This is a genomic window from Nesterenkonia alkaliphila, from assembly GCF_009758175.1.
GTDB lineage: Bacteria > Actinomycetota > Actinomycetes > Actinomycetales > Micrococcaceae > Nesterenkonia > Nesterenkonia alkaliphila.
In genome coordinates this window covers 66,235-81,001 of the sequence record NZ_WRPM01000071.1, presented here as the reverse complement: position 1 = coordinate 81,001, position 14,767 = coordinate 66,235, and the positions used below count along the sequence as shown (strand labels likewise).

Here is a 14,767-nt window from a genome sequence, read left to right as displayed (position 1 = left end):
CATGCCTGCCCAGGCCGCGCAGACCACCAGCAAATCCCAGCAGACCTACGATTGGCTCCGCGAACGCATCCTGACCCGTGAGTTCAACCCCGGCTACCGGCTGGTTCTGAGCACCATCGCCGCAGAAATGGGCGTCAGCACCGTACCGGTGCGCGAGGCCATCCGCCGGCTGGAGGCCGAAGGGCTTGTGGAGTTCGAACGCAACGTCGGAGCCCGGGTGGCCATGGTGGACGAGGGCGAGTACGTGGACACCATGCAGACCCTCGGTGTGCTCGAAGGCGCCGCCACCGCCCTGGCCCTTCCCGCTATCACCGAAGCCGACCTCACCCGCGCCCAGGCCATCAACGATCAGATGCGGGCCATGCTCACCGACTTCGACCCGGCAGTCTTCACCGCCCTGAACGAGAAGTTCCACAAAGCCATCTGCCAGGCCTGCCCGAATTCGCATATCGCCATGCTGGTGGACCGCGGCTGGTCCCGGATGGCCGGACTGCGCAGCTCCACCTTCAGCTTTGTCCCCGACCGCGCCCCCCGCTCGGTAGAGGAACATGACGAGATCCTCCGGCTGATTCGAGAGAACGCCGACCCGACCCAGATCGAAATGACGGTGCGTCACCACAAATGGCGCACTGTGGATGCCTTCAAGGAGATATCACGATGAACGAATACCAGACCCCCGTCCCCGCCGAACTTCCCGAGCGCATCCAGCACTACATCAACGGTGAGTTCGTGGACTCCGCCGATGGCGAGACCTTCGACGTGCTCAACCCGGTGACCAACGAGACCTACATCCAGGCCGCCGCAGGGAAGAAGGAAGACATCGACCGGGCCGTCGCCGCAGCCCAGGCCGCCTTCGACTCCGGCGAGTGGGCCAACGCGCTGCCCCGGGAGCGCTCCCGGGTGCTGCACCGCATTGCCGATATCGTCGAAGAGCGCGGCGCCCGGCTGGCCGAGCTGGAGACCTTCGACACCGGCCTGCCCATCACCCAGGCCCGCAGCCAGGGCAAGCGGGCTGCGGAGAACTTCCGGTTCTTCGCAGACCTGATCGTCGCCCAGCATGATGATGCCTTCAAAGTCCCCGGCCGGCAGGCCAACTACGTCAACCGCAAACCGATCGGCGTGGCTGGGCTGATCACCCCGTGGAACACCCCGTTCATGCTGGAGAGCTGGAAGCTGGCTCCGGCCATTGCCACCGGCAACTCCGTGGTGCTCAAGCCCGCCGAGTTCACCCCCCTCTCGGCCGGGCTCTGGGCCGGGATCTTCGAGGAGGCCGGGCTCCCCAAGGGTGTGTTCAACTTGGTCAACGGCATCGGCGAGCAGGCCGGCGATGCCCTGGTCAAGCACCCCGGGGTGCCACTGATCTCCTTCACCGGGGAGTCCAGCACCGGTCAGCTGATCTTCGCCAACGCCGCCCCCTGGCTCAAGGGCCTGTCCATGGAGCTGGGCGGGAAGTCCCCGGCCATCGTCTTTGCCGATGCCGACCTGGAAGCCGCCGTCAACGCCACCATCTTCGGGGTCTTCAGCCTCAACGGCGAGCGCTGCACCGCCGGCTCCCGGATCCTGGTGGAACGCAGCATCTATGACGAGTTCGTGGAGCGCTACGCCGCCCAGGCCAAGCGGGTCAAGGTCGGGTTCCCCCACGAGCCCGCCACCGAGGTCGGCGCCCTGGTGCACCCGGAGCACTTCGAGAAGGTGATGAGCTACGTGGAGATCGGCAAGACTGAGGGCCGGCTGGTGGCCGGCGGCGGGCGGCCGGAGGGCTTCGAGGCCGGTAACTTCATCCAGCCCACAGTCTTCGCCGATGTTCCCGCAGATGCCCGGATCTTCCAGGAGGAGATCTTCGGACCCGTGGTGGCCATCACCCCCTTCGATACCGAGGAGGAGGCGCTGGACCTGGCCAATGACACCAAGTACGGCCTGGCCGCCTATGTGTGGACCAATGACCTCAAGCGCTCGCACAACTTCGCCCAGGCTGTCGACGCCGGGATGGTGTGGCTGAACTCCAATAACGTCCGGGACCTGCGCACCCCCTTCGGCGGGGTCAAGGCCTCCGGACTCGGCCACGAGGGCGGCTACCGCTCCATCGACTTCTACACCGACCAGCAGGCGGTGCACATCAACCTCGGCGAGGTCCACAACCCCGTCTTCGGCAAGGAGAACTGAGATGACCCGGACAACCTACGACGCCGCCATCCCCACCCCGAGTGCCCCGGCCCCGGACATTCTCCGCTGCGCCTATATGGAACTGGTGGTCACTGACCTGAAACGCTCCCGGGACTTCTATGTGGATGTGCTGAACCTGGTGGTCACCGCCGAGGATGACAACGCCATCTACCTGCGCTCCATGGAGGAGTTCATCCACCACAACTTGGTGCTGCGCCAGGGAGAGCAGCCCGCAGTGGCCGCCTTCAGCTACCGGGTGCGCAGCCCGCAGGAGCTGGACAAGGCGGTGGCCTTCTACACCGAATTGGGCTGCCCGGTGCGGCGCAGTGCGGAGGGGTTCGTACGCGGCATCGGCGACTCAGTCCGGGTCCAGGACCCGCTGGGCTTCCCCCTGGAATTCTTCTACGAGGTTGAGCATGTGGAGCGCCTGGCCTGGCGCTATGACCTCTACACCCCCGGCGCCCTGGTCCGCCTGGACCACTTCAACCAGGTCTTCCCGGATGTGCCCAAGGCCGTGAAGCACATGGAGGACCTCGGCTTCCGGGTCACCGAGGACATCCAGGACGAGGCCGGCACCACCTACGCCGCCTGGATGCGCCGCAAGCCCACGGTCCATGACACCGCCATGACCGGCGGCGCCGGCCCGCGGATGCACCATGTGGCCTTCGCCACCCACGAGAAGCACAACATTCTGGCCATCTGCGATAAGCTCGGCGCGCTGCGGCTCTCCGACGCCATCGAACGCGGCCCCGGCCGGCACGGTGTCTCCAACGCCTTCTACCTCTACCTGCGCGACCCCGACGGCCACCGGGTGGAGATCTACACCCAGGACTACTACACCGGTGATCCGGACAACCCGGTGGTCACCTGGGACGTCCACGACAACCAGCGCCGCGACTGGTGGGGCAACCCAGTAGTTCCCTCCTGGTACACCGAGGCCTCCACTGTGCTGGACCTGGACGGCAACCCGGTGCCCACCACTGAGCGCACCGAGGATTCCGAGATGGAGGTCACCATCGGCGCCGATGGCTTCTCCTACACCCGCAAGGACGACGACGCCGGGCTGCCCGAGTGGAAACAGGGCGAGTACAAGCTCGGGAACCAGCTGTAGGGGATCGCCATGCTGCCACAGGACACCATCACCGCCATCGCCGATGAGCTCGCCGAGGCCGAGCAGACGCGCAGCACCATCCCGCTGCTGACTGCCCGGTACCCCGAGATGACCATCGAGGACTCCTATGCGGTGCAGAACGAGTGGCGCCGCCGCGGCATCGAGGTCGGCCGCCGCCCGGTGGGCCGCAAGATCGGCCTGACCTCCAAGGTCATGCAGGCCGCCACCGGCATCACTGAGCCCGACTACGGGGCGATATTTGCAGATATGGTCTACGAGAACGGCTCAGTGATCGAGCACAGCAGATTCTCCAATGTGCGCATCGAGGTGGAGCTCGCCTTCGTGCTGGGCAAGGATCTCAGCGGCCCCGATGTCACCGTCTTCGATGTCATGGCCGCCACCGACTACGTGATTCCCGCCCTGGAGATCCTCTCCTCCCGCATCGAGATGGCCGGGCGGACCATTGTGGACACCATCAGCGACAATGCCGCCATGGGCGCCATGGTCTACGGCGGCAACCCGGTCAAACCCCATGACACCGACCTGCGCTGGGCCTCCGCGCTGCTCTACCGCAATGAGACCATCGAGGAGTCAGGGGTGGCCGCCGCAGTGCTCAACCACCCGGCCAACGGCGTGGCCTGGCTGGCCAATAAGCTCAGCCAGCACGGTGATTCGCTGAGCGCCGGGGAGATCATCCTGGCCGGTTCCTTCACCCGGCCCATGTGGGTGGAGCGCGGGGACACCGTGCTCTGTGATTACGGAGACCTAGGAACAGTGACATGCCGCTTCAACTAAGCCCGACTTTCCGCGAGCAGCTGGCCCAGGCCGAACGCACCCTCTACGGCGGCTGGATCTGCTCCGGCTCCCCGGTGGCCGCCGAGATCATGGCCGGGGCCGGACTCGACTGGCTGCTCATCGATATGGAGCACGCACCCAACGGCCTTCAGTCCGTGCTGGCCCAGCTGCACGCGGTCTCCGGGTATCCGGTCACCCCCATGGTGCGGGTACCGGCCGGGGAGACGGTCATCATCAAGCAGGTCCTGGACCTCGGCGCCCAGAACATCCTGGTGCCCATGGTCTCCACTGCTGAGCAGGCCCGCGAGGTGGCTGCTATGGCCGCGTATCCGCCTGCCGGTGTCCGCGGGGTGGGCAGTGCGCTGTCCCGTTCGGCCCGCTGGAACAGGGTCCCCGGATACCTGCAGAACGGCGCTGAACACATCTCGGTCTTCGTGCAGATCGAAACTGCCGAAGGGGTGGGCAACGCTGCGGAGATCGCTGCGGTGGAAGGTATCGACGGGGTCTTCCTCGGGCCCAGCGATCTGGCCGCCTCCATGGGGCACCTCGGTGCCCAGACCCACCCCGAGGTGGTGACCGCGGTGAAGGAAGCCTTCACCGCCATCACCTCCGCCGGCACCCCCGCCGGAGTCAACGCTTTCGATCCGGCAGCCGCCCGCGACTACGCCGATTCCGGGGCCTCCTGGATTCTGGTGGGGGCCGACGTCGCCCTGCTCGCCCGCGGAGCTGAGCAGCTCGCCACAGACTTCATCGGCACAGAGAACTGAGCTTTCAGAACACTTAGAAGGAGCAAGGATGCACTTCCACCACCATGGCTATGTGACCGGAAATCCCCGGATTCAGGCACCAGCCGGCATCGGGACCGAACGGCCCGAGGAGCTGCCCGATGAGATGGACGTGCTGATCGTCGGCACTGGCCCGGCAGGTATGATCACCGCCGCCCAGCTCTCCCAGTACCCCCAGGTGCACACCCGGATCATCGAACGCCGCCCCGGGCGGCTGGAAGTCGGTCAGGCCGACGGCATCCAGGCTCGCAGCGTGGAGACCTTCCAGGCCTTCGGCTTCGCCGATGAGATCACCAATGAGGCCTACCGGATCACCGAGATGGCCTTCTGGAAGCCGGACCCGGAGAACCCGGATCATATTGTGCGCACCTCCCGCCCGCTCGATGACGAGCACGGCATCAGCGAGTTCCCACACCTGATCGTCAACCAGGCCCGGGTGCTGGACTACTTCGCCGAGTACATGGCGCGCTCCGCCTCCCGGATCACCCCCGACTACGGGGTGGAGTTCCTGGACCTGAAGGTCACCGAGGACACCGACTACCCCGTCCACGTCACCGTCCGCCACCTCACTGGCAAGCACGAGGGAGCCGAACGCACCGTTCGCGCCAAATACGTGCTCGGGGCCGACGGCGCTCGCAGCCAGGTGCGCCGCTCCATCGGGCGGAAGCTGGAGGGTGACAGTGCCAAGCACGCCTGGGGCGTAATGGACACCTTGGCGGTCACCGACTTCCCGGACATCCGGCTCAAATGCGCCATCCAGTCCCGCTCCGGCGGCAATATCCTGCTCATTCCCCGCGAGGGCGGGCACCTGTTCCGGCTCTACGTGGACCTGGGCGAGGTGGCCGACGGTGATGCCGGCAAAGTCCGGAACACCTCCCTGGAGGAGATCACTGCCAAGGCCAATGCGATCCTGCACCCCTACACCCTGGACGTGAAGCATGTGGCCTGGCACAGCGTCTACGAAGTGGGCCACCGGGTCACCGATAAATTCGACGATGTGCCCGAGGAGCTCACCGGTGAGCGCACCCCCCGGGTGTTCATCGCCGGGGACGCCTGCCACACCCACAGCGCCAAGGCGGGCCAGGGGATGAATGTCTCCATGCAGGACGGTTTCAACCTTGCGTGGAAGCTGGGCCAGGTGGTCACCGGCCGCAGCCCCGAATCCCTGCTGGCCACCTACTCCCAGGAACGTCAGGTGGTGGCCCAGAACCTGATTGACTTCGATAAGGAATGGTCCGCTCTGATGGCCAAGAAACCGGAGGAGATGGAGGACCCCTCAGTGCTGGAGGACTTCTATGTGAAGACCTTCGAGTTCCCGGCCGGATTCATGACCGAGTACGAGCCCTCGATGATTACCGGCACCAAGGAGCACCAACAGCTGGCCGAGGGCTACACCGTGGGCAAGCGGTTCAAGTCCGCGGAGGTGTTCCGGGTCTGCGACGGCAATCCGGTGCACCTGGGGCATCTGGCCACCGCGGACGGCCGCTGGCGGATCTACGTGTTCGCTGACGCTCCCGCCGCGGGGGAGACGTCCCAGGTGGCCCGCTGGGCTGACTGGTTCAAGAATGCCCCCGATTCACCCCTGCAGCGGTTCACCCCATCTGAGGGGGACGAGGACGCCGTCTTCGACACCAAGGTCATCTACCAGCAGCGGCACTCGGAGGTGGATATCAACGCAGTGCCCGATGCCTTCAAACCGAAGGTGGGCCCATTCCGGCTGACCTACTACAACAGCGTGTTCGCGCTGCACCCCGAGACGGACATCTTCGCCGAGCGCAGCATTTCCCGCGAGGGTGCAGTGGTGGTGGTCCGGCCCGATCAATACGTGGCGCAGGTGCTGCCGCTTCAGGCCACCGCCGAGCTTGCCGAGTTCTTCGCCGGTATCTTCACCGACCAGGTCTAACCCGCGCGGGGCGTGTGGCGGTGTACCAGTGGTAGAACAGCAGGACGATAAGCGTCACGTCAACCACCTCGCCGCCGTAGAACATGATCTGGGCCCCGAGCTCAGCGTCAGCTGACCCAACTCCCTGGGGTGGAGAGGCATAGAGCCGTTTGGCCAGAATCTGATGTACTGCGATGAAGGCGATGAGCACCGCTGCCCGGAGGAGCCAGGGGGCCCGGTGGGGGTTCGGGTCGATGCCGATCAGAGAATAGATGAACGCGTACGCGGCCAGGAAGATATGGGTGTGAAAAAGTGCATGTACCAGCACGGAGGCATGCATGGTCATGAACAGCTCCGTGGTGTAGAGCAGCCATAGCCCGCCGCCGTTGAGCACCCCGGCGACCACGGGATGGGTGACCAGACGCACCCAGGGGCTGCGGAGCACCCGGCTCAGGACTCTGGCCGCGCTCACCGGCAGTGCACGCAGCGCGACCGTGGCCGGGGCCGCCAGGACCAGCAAGAGTGGGCCGATCATTCCCATCAGCAGGTGCGCCACCATATGCGCGGCGAAACTGGTATGTGCAGCAGAAGCCACCGGCCCGATCAACCCAGCGCCGGTACAGAGAATCCCGAGATACCAGAGGACTGCGCGCCGGGCCGGCCAGCGGCCCCGCCCACGGCCACGCCAGAGGCCTAGGCCGTAACCAAGCGCAGCCAGCACCAGCACGATGAGGACCGAGAGTTCGAAAGCCTCCCAGGAGAGCGGGTCATCGAAGGCGCCTTCGCCCCCGATGTGCTCATCTGGGTGATGGTGCACTCTCACCCGCCGCTCAGTTCGGAGCGCTCGCCGCGGGCCGGACCGGCCGGGTTCGCCGGAGCAGCACCAGCCCGATCAGCAGGGCCAGGACGGCCGTGCCGATCCAGACCACGTCATAGACCAGCAGATCTACCCCGTAGCGGATCTGATGGATCTGCAGCACTTTGTGACTGACCACGCCGTCGAAGAGCTGGAACGCCCCCACCCCGGTCACCACCGCAGCGATCCAACGCTTTCACACCACTCGGGCCCGACGCCGAACATCGGCGAGCAGGAAGAGCCCCCAGACAGTGATGAACCATCCGAACGCGTGGAAGAACCCATCAGCGACCAGGGCTGCCTCAGGGGTAGACCTGTCGTAGAAGTGGTGCCACTGCAGCACCAGGTGGAAGATGAAGAGGTCAATCAGTGAAGCGGCGATCCCACACCCGAACAGGACCCCGGAGAGCACTGTGCGCCGATCAGCGGGAGTTGGTCTCGGCATCGGAGTTCCTTTCCAGGGGTGGCCGGGGAAACCTACTCGTAGTTGTAGAAGCCTTTGCCGGTTTTGCGGCCCAGCTCTCCACGGCTGACCATATCGCGCATCAGCTGCGGGGGCTCGAACCGCTCACCCAGAGTGGCGTGCAGGTACTCGGCGATTCCTAGGCGCACATCCAGGCCCACAATGTCGGTCAGGGCCAGCGGGCCGATCGGGAACTTGTATCCCAGCACCATGGCATTGTCGATGTCCTCGGCCGAAGCCACCCCCTCCTCCACCATGCGGATGGCCTCCAGGCCGATTGCCACGCCCAACCTGGAGGAGGCGAAGCCGGGAGCGTCATTGACCACCACGGGGGTTTTGCCGAGACCCCCCACCCAGCTGCGGGCCAGCCGTGTGAGCTCATCGCTGGTCTGCGCAGCCAGCACCACCTCCACCAGTTTGGAGGCGGGGACCGGGTTGAAGAAGTGCATGCCGCAGAACCGCTCCGGACGCTTCAGCTGCTCGCCCAGTTGGGTGACTGAGATGGAGGAGGTGTTGGTGGCAAGCCAGGCATCGGGCGCCAGCTGGGCCTCAGCCTGCTGCAGGGAGGAGACCTTGATCTCCCACTTCTCCGGAACAGCCTCCACTACCAGCTGGCAGTCCGCAAACACCCCGTAGTCGGTGGAGACCGCCAACCTGGGTGTCCAGTCCGCCAAGGACCCGCTGATCTTCCCGCGGTCCAGACTGGAGGCCAGATCCGAGGTGACCCGCTCGGCTGCTGCTGCCGCGGCGGCGTCGTTGATCTCCACCACGGTGACCTGCTCAGACCCGGAGACCAGGAAGGCATGGGAGATCCCTGCCCCCATCCGGCCTCCGCCGAGCACACCGATACGGGCAGGAACTGCAGCGTCAGTCATTCTTCTCCTTGGTCTTCTTGCGGTCGAGGAAGGCCTGCATCCTGTCGAATTTGGCCTGGGACTCAAACAGGATGGCCTGGGCGAGATCATCCACATGCGGGTGGGCTTCCCGGGGCATGGCGAAGACCCGTTTGGCCACCTGCACCGCCAGCGGATCCTGGGCGGCAATCCGGTCAGCCAAGGCCTCAGCGGCCTGGGCCAGCTCCGCCGGCTCATGCACCGAGGTGACCAGACCGTGATCCAGGGCCTCTTGGGCGCTGAGGATCCGCCCGGTGAACAGCAGTTCCTTGGCTATCGCCTCCCCGGCCAGCTCCTTGAGCCGCCACAGCGCGCCGGCGGCGGGGATGATCCCCCAGGCCGGTCTCCGGCTGACCCACTTTGACCCGGGTGGTGGCCACCCTGAAATCGGCGGCCCAGGCCAGCTCGGCGCCCCCGCCCAGGGCATAGCCGTCGATCGCGGCGATCACCGGCATCGGCAGCTTGGCCAACCGGTCAAAGGCACCGGAGTTGATCCCGCGCAGCGCATCGGCACGGCGGCGCTGACGCAGCTGACCAATATCAGCCCCGGAGGCGAAGATGCCCTTACCGTCAGCTTCGGTGCCGGAGAGAATCAGGATCTTGGGCTGGTCTTCCAGATAGCCGCAGAGGCTGTGCAGCTCGGCGATCATCGCTGCGTCAATCGCGTTGCGCACCTCCGGGCGGTCCAGGGCGGCGTGCACCCGGTCCTCGGATTCAGTGATGCGCAGCGTGGAGAACTCTTCCGGGTTCAGCGGCATAGGGCGTTCACACCTTCTCGATCAGCATCGCCTGGCCCTGGCCCACTCCGATGCACAGGGTGGCCAGACCGCGGGAGAGGTTGTCATCCTCCATCCGGCGCATCAGGGTCAGCACAATCCGGGAGCCGGAGGAGCCCAGGGGGTGGCCCAGGGCGATCGCCCCGCCGTCAGTGTTCACGATCTCCTCATCTAGGCCCAGCCGGCGGATGCTGGCCAGGGACTGGGCGGCAAAGGCCTCGTTGAGCTCCACGGCCTCCACATCATCCAGGGACCAGCCGCTGCGGGCCAGCACCTTCTGGGTGGCCGGCACCGGCCCGATGCCCATGATCTCCGGCGGTACCCCGGCTGCCGCCGAGCCCACCACCCGCGCCCGGGGGGTCAGGCCGTATTTCTGCACTGCACGTTCTGAGGCTACGATCACCGCCGAGGCACCATCGTTCAGCGCTGAGGAGTTTCCGGCGGTGACCACGCTGCCGCCGGCGACCACCGGCCGCAGCCCGGCCAGCGCCTGCTCGGTGGTCTCCGGGCGGGGGCCCTCATCGGTGTCCACCACAGTGACCTGACCCTTACGCCCCTGGACCTCCACTGGGGTGATCTCCCGGGCCAGCCGGCCGGATTCAACGGCGGCAGCGGTGCGCCGCTGAGACTGCAGTGCGAAGGCGTCGGCTTCCTCGCGGGTGATCCCGTCCACTCGGGCGACTTCCTCGGCGGTCTCCGGCATGGAGAACGTCCGGCCCCGGTGCTGAAGGTGCTTGGGGTTGACGAACCGCCAGCCGATGGAGGTGTCCAGCACCTCGCCTGGGCGGGCGAAGGGCTTCTCCGGCTTGGCCATCACCCAGGGGGCTCGGGACATCGACTCCACTCCGCCGGCCACTACCAGATCGGCAGCCCCGGCGGCGATCATGTGATGGGCCTGAGCGATGGCGGACATCCCGGAGGCGCACAGCCGGTTGACCGTGACCCCCGGCACGGTGTCTTCGAACCCGGCCAGCAGCCAACCCATCCGGGCCACATTGCGGTTCTCCTCACCGGCTCCGTTGGCATTGCCGAAGATCACCTCGTCTACCTCTGCGGAGGGGACACCGGAGTCCTCCACCACCTGGCGGATGACCAGGGCGGCCAGATCGTCGGGTCGAACCGAGGACAGTGCGCCGCCGTAGCGGCCCACCGGGGTGCGGGTGCCAGAGACGAGGAAAGCGGGTTGGGACACGGAGCATTCTCCTTAGCGGTTGGCGCTTCGACGGAAGGTGAGAGGACAGGGAGTCAGCGGCAGCAGGATCAGAGGTCAGCCAGGGCGGTGGCGGGGTTCTCCATACAGGTGGCCACATAGTTGAGGAACCCGCCGGCGGCACCCCCGTCGCATACCCGGTGGTCGAAGGCCAGTGTAAGGGTGGTGACCTTGCGTACGGCAAGCTCGCCATTCACAGCCCAGGGCCGGTCCATGATACGGCCGATGCCCAGAATGGCGGCCTCCGGGTGGTTGATGATGGGTGTGGCCCCATCAGAGCCGAAGACCCCATAGTTGTTCACCGTGAAGGTGCCGCCGGTGAGCTCCTTGCCGCTGAGGGATCCCGCCCGTCCGGCCTCGGCCAGCCGGCGGATCTCAGCATGCAGCGCCCGGGCAGAGTACTGCTCAGCGTGGCGCAGCACCGGCACCATCAGGCCTTTGGGAGTCTGGGCGGCGAAGCCCAGGTTGACCCCCTCGAACTGGGTGATGGTCTCACCACCCTCTGTGGAGTCGATCCGGGCGTTGAGCTCCGGGTGCTTCTGCAGCCCAGCGATCACGAACCGGGAGAGGAACGCGAGCACAGAGGGGGCCTCCTGGCCTGATCCCTTCAGCTGGGCTCGCATATCCAGCAGCTGGGTCACATCGGCATCCTGCCAGACTGTGGCCTCCGGGATCTCGCGGCGTGACTGCGAGAGCTTAGTGGCGATCGCCTTGCGGATCCCGGTCACCGGAGTCTGCTCGCGGATCGCCAAACCGGTGACGGAGTCAGTATCAGCGGCCGACGACGCCGTCCCAGCCGGCTGGGTGCCCTCAGCTCCGCCTACTGCGGCAAGTACGTCACTGCGCATGATCAGACCGCTGGGCCCGGTGCCGGTCAGCGAGCTGATCTCCACACCCTGTTCGCGGGCCAGTTTGCGCACCAAGGGAGAGGAGACCCGTGGAGCTTGGGCCGGCGCACCAGGGGTGGCGAGCAGTGTCTTAGCCGGTGCGGCCTGAGCAGCTGAGGCTGGGACCTGACGTTTGCGGCGGCGTCGTCGCCCGTTGGCGGACTCCGAGGTGCCGTAGCCGATCAGCACGTTCCCGGATCCCTGGGACTGGTTCTCCTCCGGCACAGCAGTGCCGGCACGCTCTTCTTCTCGGTAGGACAGCGCGCCGGGGGCGTCTTCACCGGCAGGGGAGCCGGCGCCGTCGTTGCCTGCAGCCACGGTGATCAGCGGTTTGTCCACCTCCAGGGTTTCCCCCACCTCACCGTGCAGGGTCTGCACCACCCCGGCGTAGGGACTGGGCACCTCGATGGCGGACTTGGCAGTCTCCACCTCGGCGATGGGCTGATCCACCGCGATAGTGTCGCCTTCAGCCACCAGCCAGCTCAGCAGCACGGCCTCGGTGAGGCCCTCGCCCAGATCGGGCAGATTGAAAGTGGTCATGCTCAGTCCTCCCACTGGAGTTCATCGAGGGCGTCCAGGATCCGGTCCACATCAGGCAGGTGGTGCTCCTCCAGCTTCGGCGCCGGATAGGGGATGTCGAAACCGGTGACCCGCAGCACCGGGGAGGCCAGGGAGTGGAAGCACCGTTCCTGGATCCGGGCGACGATCTCACTGGCCACGGAGACGAATCCCTGCGCCTCGGCCACCACTACGGCCCGGCCGGTCTTCTGCACAGTGCGCACCAGGGCCTCCTCGTCGAAGGGCACCACCGAGCGCAGGTCCAGCACCTCGGCGGAGATCCCGTCCTCAGCCGCGGCCTCGGCGGCCTTCAGCACAGTGGGCACCGAGGGGCCGTAGCTGATGATGGAGACATCGGTGCCCGCCCGCACCACCGTGGCGTTGCCGGCGGCGCCCACGCGGGGGCTGTCCCCCTCAGCGCTGTCCATGGAGGACTCGTACTGTTGGCGCAGGGCGGTGAGGTCTTCGCCAGCCTTGGACCAGTACAGTTTCTTCGGCTCGAAGAACACCACCGGGTCCTCGGTGTCGATGGCCTCGCGCAGCATCAGATAGGCGTCGGCCACCGTGGCTGGGGTGAAGACCTTCAGTCCGGCAGTGTGCGCATAGTAGGCCTCGGAGGAATCGCAGTGGTGCTCCACCCCGCCCACGCCTCCGCCATAAGGGATCCGGATGACGATCGGCAGGCGGACCCGGCCGCGGGTGCGGTTGGCCATCTTGGCGATATGGCTGAAAATCTGTTCCAGGGCCGGATAGGCGAAGGCGTCGAACTGCATCTCGATCACCGGTCGCATCCCGTTGATGGCCATGCCCACCGCGGTGCCGGCGATCCCGGACTCAGCCAGCGGGGTGTCGAAGCAGCGGTTCTCACCGAAGCGCTTAGTCAGCCCGTCGGTGATGCGGAAGACCCCGCCCAGGGTCCCCACATCCTCGCCGAACACCACTACGGAATCATCTGCCTCCATGGCATCAGACATCGCGGTGTTCAGCGCGGAGGCGAAGGTGGTGGTCTTAGTGGCGGTTGCGGTGCTCATCAGCGGGTGGCCTCCTCGGCGCCGGCCTGGGCGTTCCCATGGGCGCGGGCCAGCTCATCGGCCAGCTGCCCCCGTTGGGCGCTCAGCTGGGCGGTGGGTTCGGTGTAGATGTGGTCAAAGATCTCCAGGGGGTCCTCATCCGGCTCCGTGGACATCGCCTGGCGCAGTGAGGCGGCCACCTTTTCGGCGGCCTCGGAGATCTCTGCCTCGGCGGCCTCGTCCAGCAGCCCCTTGGCAGCCAGGAACTTCTGCATGCGCAGCAGCGGGTCCTTGCGTTTCCACTGCTCCACTTCCTCTCGGTCGCGGTAGCGAGTCTCATCATCGGCGTTGGTATGGGCCTGCATCCGGTAGGTGATCGCCTCCAGCAGCAGCGGCATGGAGTTCTCACGGGCCAGGTGCACTGCCCGGCGCAGGGTGGCCAGCACTGCCACCATGTCATTTCCGTCCACCTGCTCCCCGGCCATTCCGTAGCCGATGGCCTTATGCGCCAGGGAGGGGGCTGCGGACTGGTGGGACAGCGGCACTGAGATGGCATAGCCGTTGTTCTGCACAAAGAACACCACCGGCACCTCGAAGACCGCGGCAAAGTTCAGTGCCTCGTGGAAGTCACCCTCGCTGGTGGCACCATCGCCGCACATGGCCAGCACCACTGTGTCCTCACCGCGCAGTTTGGCGGCATGGGCCACGCCCACGGCATGCAGCAGCTGCGTGGTCAGCGGGGTGGACATCGCACCCACCCGGTAGGCCTTGGGGTCGTAGCCGCAGTGCCAGTCACCGCGGAAGGAGACCATCACATCCAGCGGGTCCACACCCCGGGAGATCACTGCTACTGAGTCGCGGTAGGTGGGGAACATCCAATCGCCTTCACCCAGGCAGAGGGCCGCGCCCACCTGGCAGGCCTCCTGGCCGTGCGAGGAGGGGTAGACGGCCATCCGGCCCTGACGGACCAGGGCGTAGTTCTGGTCATTGATGCGCCGCCCGGCCACCAGCGCGGCATAGGCCTTTAACAGCACATCGTCCTCAGGAATCGGGTACTCATGGCCGGGGCCGGTGCCCTGCTCCTCCTCCGGAATCAGCGTGCCCTCCGGGTCCAGCATGCGGATCTGCTGCTGGGCCGGCAGCATGTACTGCTCCGGGGAGATGCCGAAGCTGCTGCTGGCCTCGAGGATCCGGGAGGCCTGTTCGGCCTTCTGGTGACCCGGCTCGGGGTTGGTGATGGGATCGTCCATGTTCACCCTCTCTTCAATAGGCGTTCAGATGGGTGCACGCCGTTGTGTGATACCTGTCACGCTAGTGTATCGTAAATACTGACCGATTGGTCGGTAACGTAGTTTATTACCGAGAGAAGCCCGCCATG

General features: G+C 66.2%; 12 protein-coding genes and 2 pseudogenes. 6 read left to right on the top strand and 8 right to left on the bottom strand.

What is annotated here, in order from left to right; genetic code table 11:
* The first annotated feature begins 1 nt into the window (after position 1).
* The 6 genes from GNZ21_RS10345 to GNZ21_RS10320 are packed head-to-tail and all read left to right on the top strand — an operon-like array spanning position 2 to position 6,757.
* Complete coding sequence (locus GNZ21_RS10345; RefSeq protein WP_157324010.1) at positions 2 to 661, top strand: GntR family transcriptional regulator; 660 nt, start codon at positions 2 to 4, stop codon at positions 659 to 661.
* On the top strand, positions 658 to 2,163 hold the full coding sequence (gene hpaE / locus GNZ21_RS10340) for a 5-carboxymethyl-2-hydroxymuconate semialdehyde dehydrogenase (protein WP_157324008.1): 1,506 nt from the start codon (positions 658 to 660) through the stop codon (positions 2,161 to 2,163). The genes GNZ21_RS10345 and hpaE overlap by 4 nt, the downstream gene beginning before the upstream one ends.
* Position 2,164: 1 nt before the next feature.
* Positions 2,165 to 3,274, top strand: a complete 1,110-nt coding sequence (gene hpaD, locus GNZ21_RS10335; protein WP_157324006.1) for a 3,4-dihydroxyphenylacetate 2,3-dioxygenase — start codon at positions 2,165 to 2,167, stop codon at positions 3,272 to 3,274.
* Between the two features lie 9 nt (positions 3,275 to 3,283).
* Positions 3,284 to 4,069: a 2-oxo-hept-4-ene-1,7-dioate hydratase gene (hpaH, locus tag GNZ21_RS10330; protein ID WP_157324004.1), complete on the top strand. Its 786-nt coding sequence runs from the start codon at positions 3,284 to 3,286 to the stop codon at positions 4,067 to 4,069.
* Complete coding sequence (locus tag GNZ21_RS10325; RefSeq protein ID WP_157324002.1) at positions 4,054 to 4,836, top strand: HpcH/HpaI aldolase family protein; 783 nt, start codon at positions 4,054 to 4,056, stop codon at positions 4,834 to 4,836. Before hpaH ends, GNZ21_RS10325 begins: the two co-directional genes overlap by 16 nt.
* Positions 4,837 to 4,864: 28 nt before the next feature.
* Positions 4,865 to 6,757 carry an FAD-binding monooxygenase gene (locus tag GNZ21_RS10320; RefSeq protein WP_157324000.1) on the top strand — a complete coding sequence of 631 codons (1,893 nt, stop codon included), beginning with the start codon at positions 4,865 to 4,867 and terminating at the stop codon, positions 6,755 to 6,757.
* On the opposite strand, the gene GNZ21_RS10315 is transcribed toward GNZ21_RS10320, so the two are convergent.
* From GNZ21_RS10315 to pdhA, 8 genes and pseudogenes are all read right to left on the bottom strand, one after another.
* On the bottom strand, positions 6,741 to 7,553 hold the full coding sequence (locus tag GNZ21_RS10315) for a cytochrome c oxidase assembly protein (RefSeq protein WP_229659323.1): 813 nt from the start codon (positions 7,551 to 7,553) through the stop codon (positions 6,741 to 6,743). The genes GNZ21_RS10320 and GNZ21_RS10315 overlap by 17 nt on opposite strands.
* Positions 7,554 to 7,566: 13 nt before the next feature.
* Positions 7,567 to 8,037, bottom strand: a pseudogene (locus GNZ21_RS10310) (DUF2243 domain-containing protein).
* A gap of 32 nt (positions 8,038 to 8,069) precedes the next feature.
* The gene (locus tag GNZ21_RS10305; protein ID WP_157323998.1) at positions 8,070 to 8,930 is read right to left on the bottom strand and encodes a 3-hydroxyacyl-CoA dehydrogenase family protein; all 861 of its coding nucleotides are present in this window, start codon (positions 8,928 to 8,930) and stop codon (positions 8,070 to 8,072) included.
* A pseudogene (locus GNZ21_RS10300) lies at positions 8,923 to 9,706 on the bottom strand (enoyl-CoA hydratase/isomerase family protein). Before GNZ21_RS10300 ends, GNZ21_RS10305 begins: the two are co-directional and overlap by 8 nt.
* 7 nt (positions 9,707 to 9,713) lie before the next feature.
* A complete protein-coding gene (locus GNZ21_RS10295) occupies positions 9,714 to 10,916 on the bottom strand; it encodes an acetyl-CoA C-acyltransferase (protein WP_188503375.1) in 1,203 nt (400 codons plus the stop codon).
* Positions 10,917 to 10,984: 68 nt separating this feature from the next.
* Positions 10,985 to 12,367, bottom strand: a complete 1,383-nt coding sequence (locus GNZ21_RS10290) for a dihydrolipoamide acetyltransferase family protein (RefSeq protein ID WP_157324097.1) — start codon at positions 12,365 to 12,367, stop codon at positions 10,985 to 10,987.
* Positions 12,364 to 13,410: an alpha-ketoacid dehydrogenase subunit beta gene (locus tag GNZ21_RS10285; protein ID WP_157323996.1), complete on the bottom strand. Its 1,047-nt coding sequence runs from the start codon at positions 13,408 to 13,410 to the stop codon at positions 12,364 to 12,366. The genes GNZ21_RS10290 and GNZ21_RS10285 overlap by 4 nt, the downstream gene beginning before the upstream one ends.
* Positions 13,410 to 14,639: a pyruvate dehydrogenase (acetyl-transferring) E1 component subunit alpha gene (pdhA, locus tag GNZ21_RS10280; protein WP_157323994.1), complete on the bottom strand. Its 1,230-nt coding sequence runs from the start codon at positions 14,637 to 14,639 to the stop codon at positions 13,410 to 13,412. The genes GNZ21_RS10285 and pdhA overlap by 1 nt, the downstream gene beginning before the upstream one ends.
* Between the last annotated feature and the right edge of the window lie 128 nt (positions 14,640 to 14,767).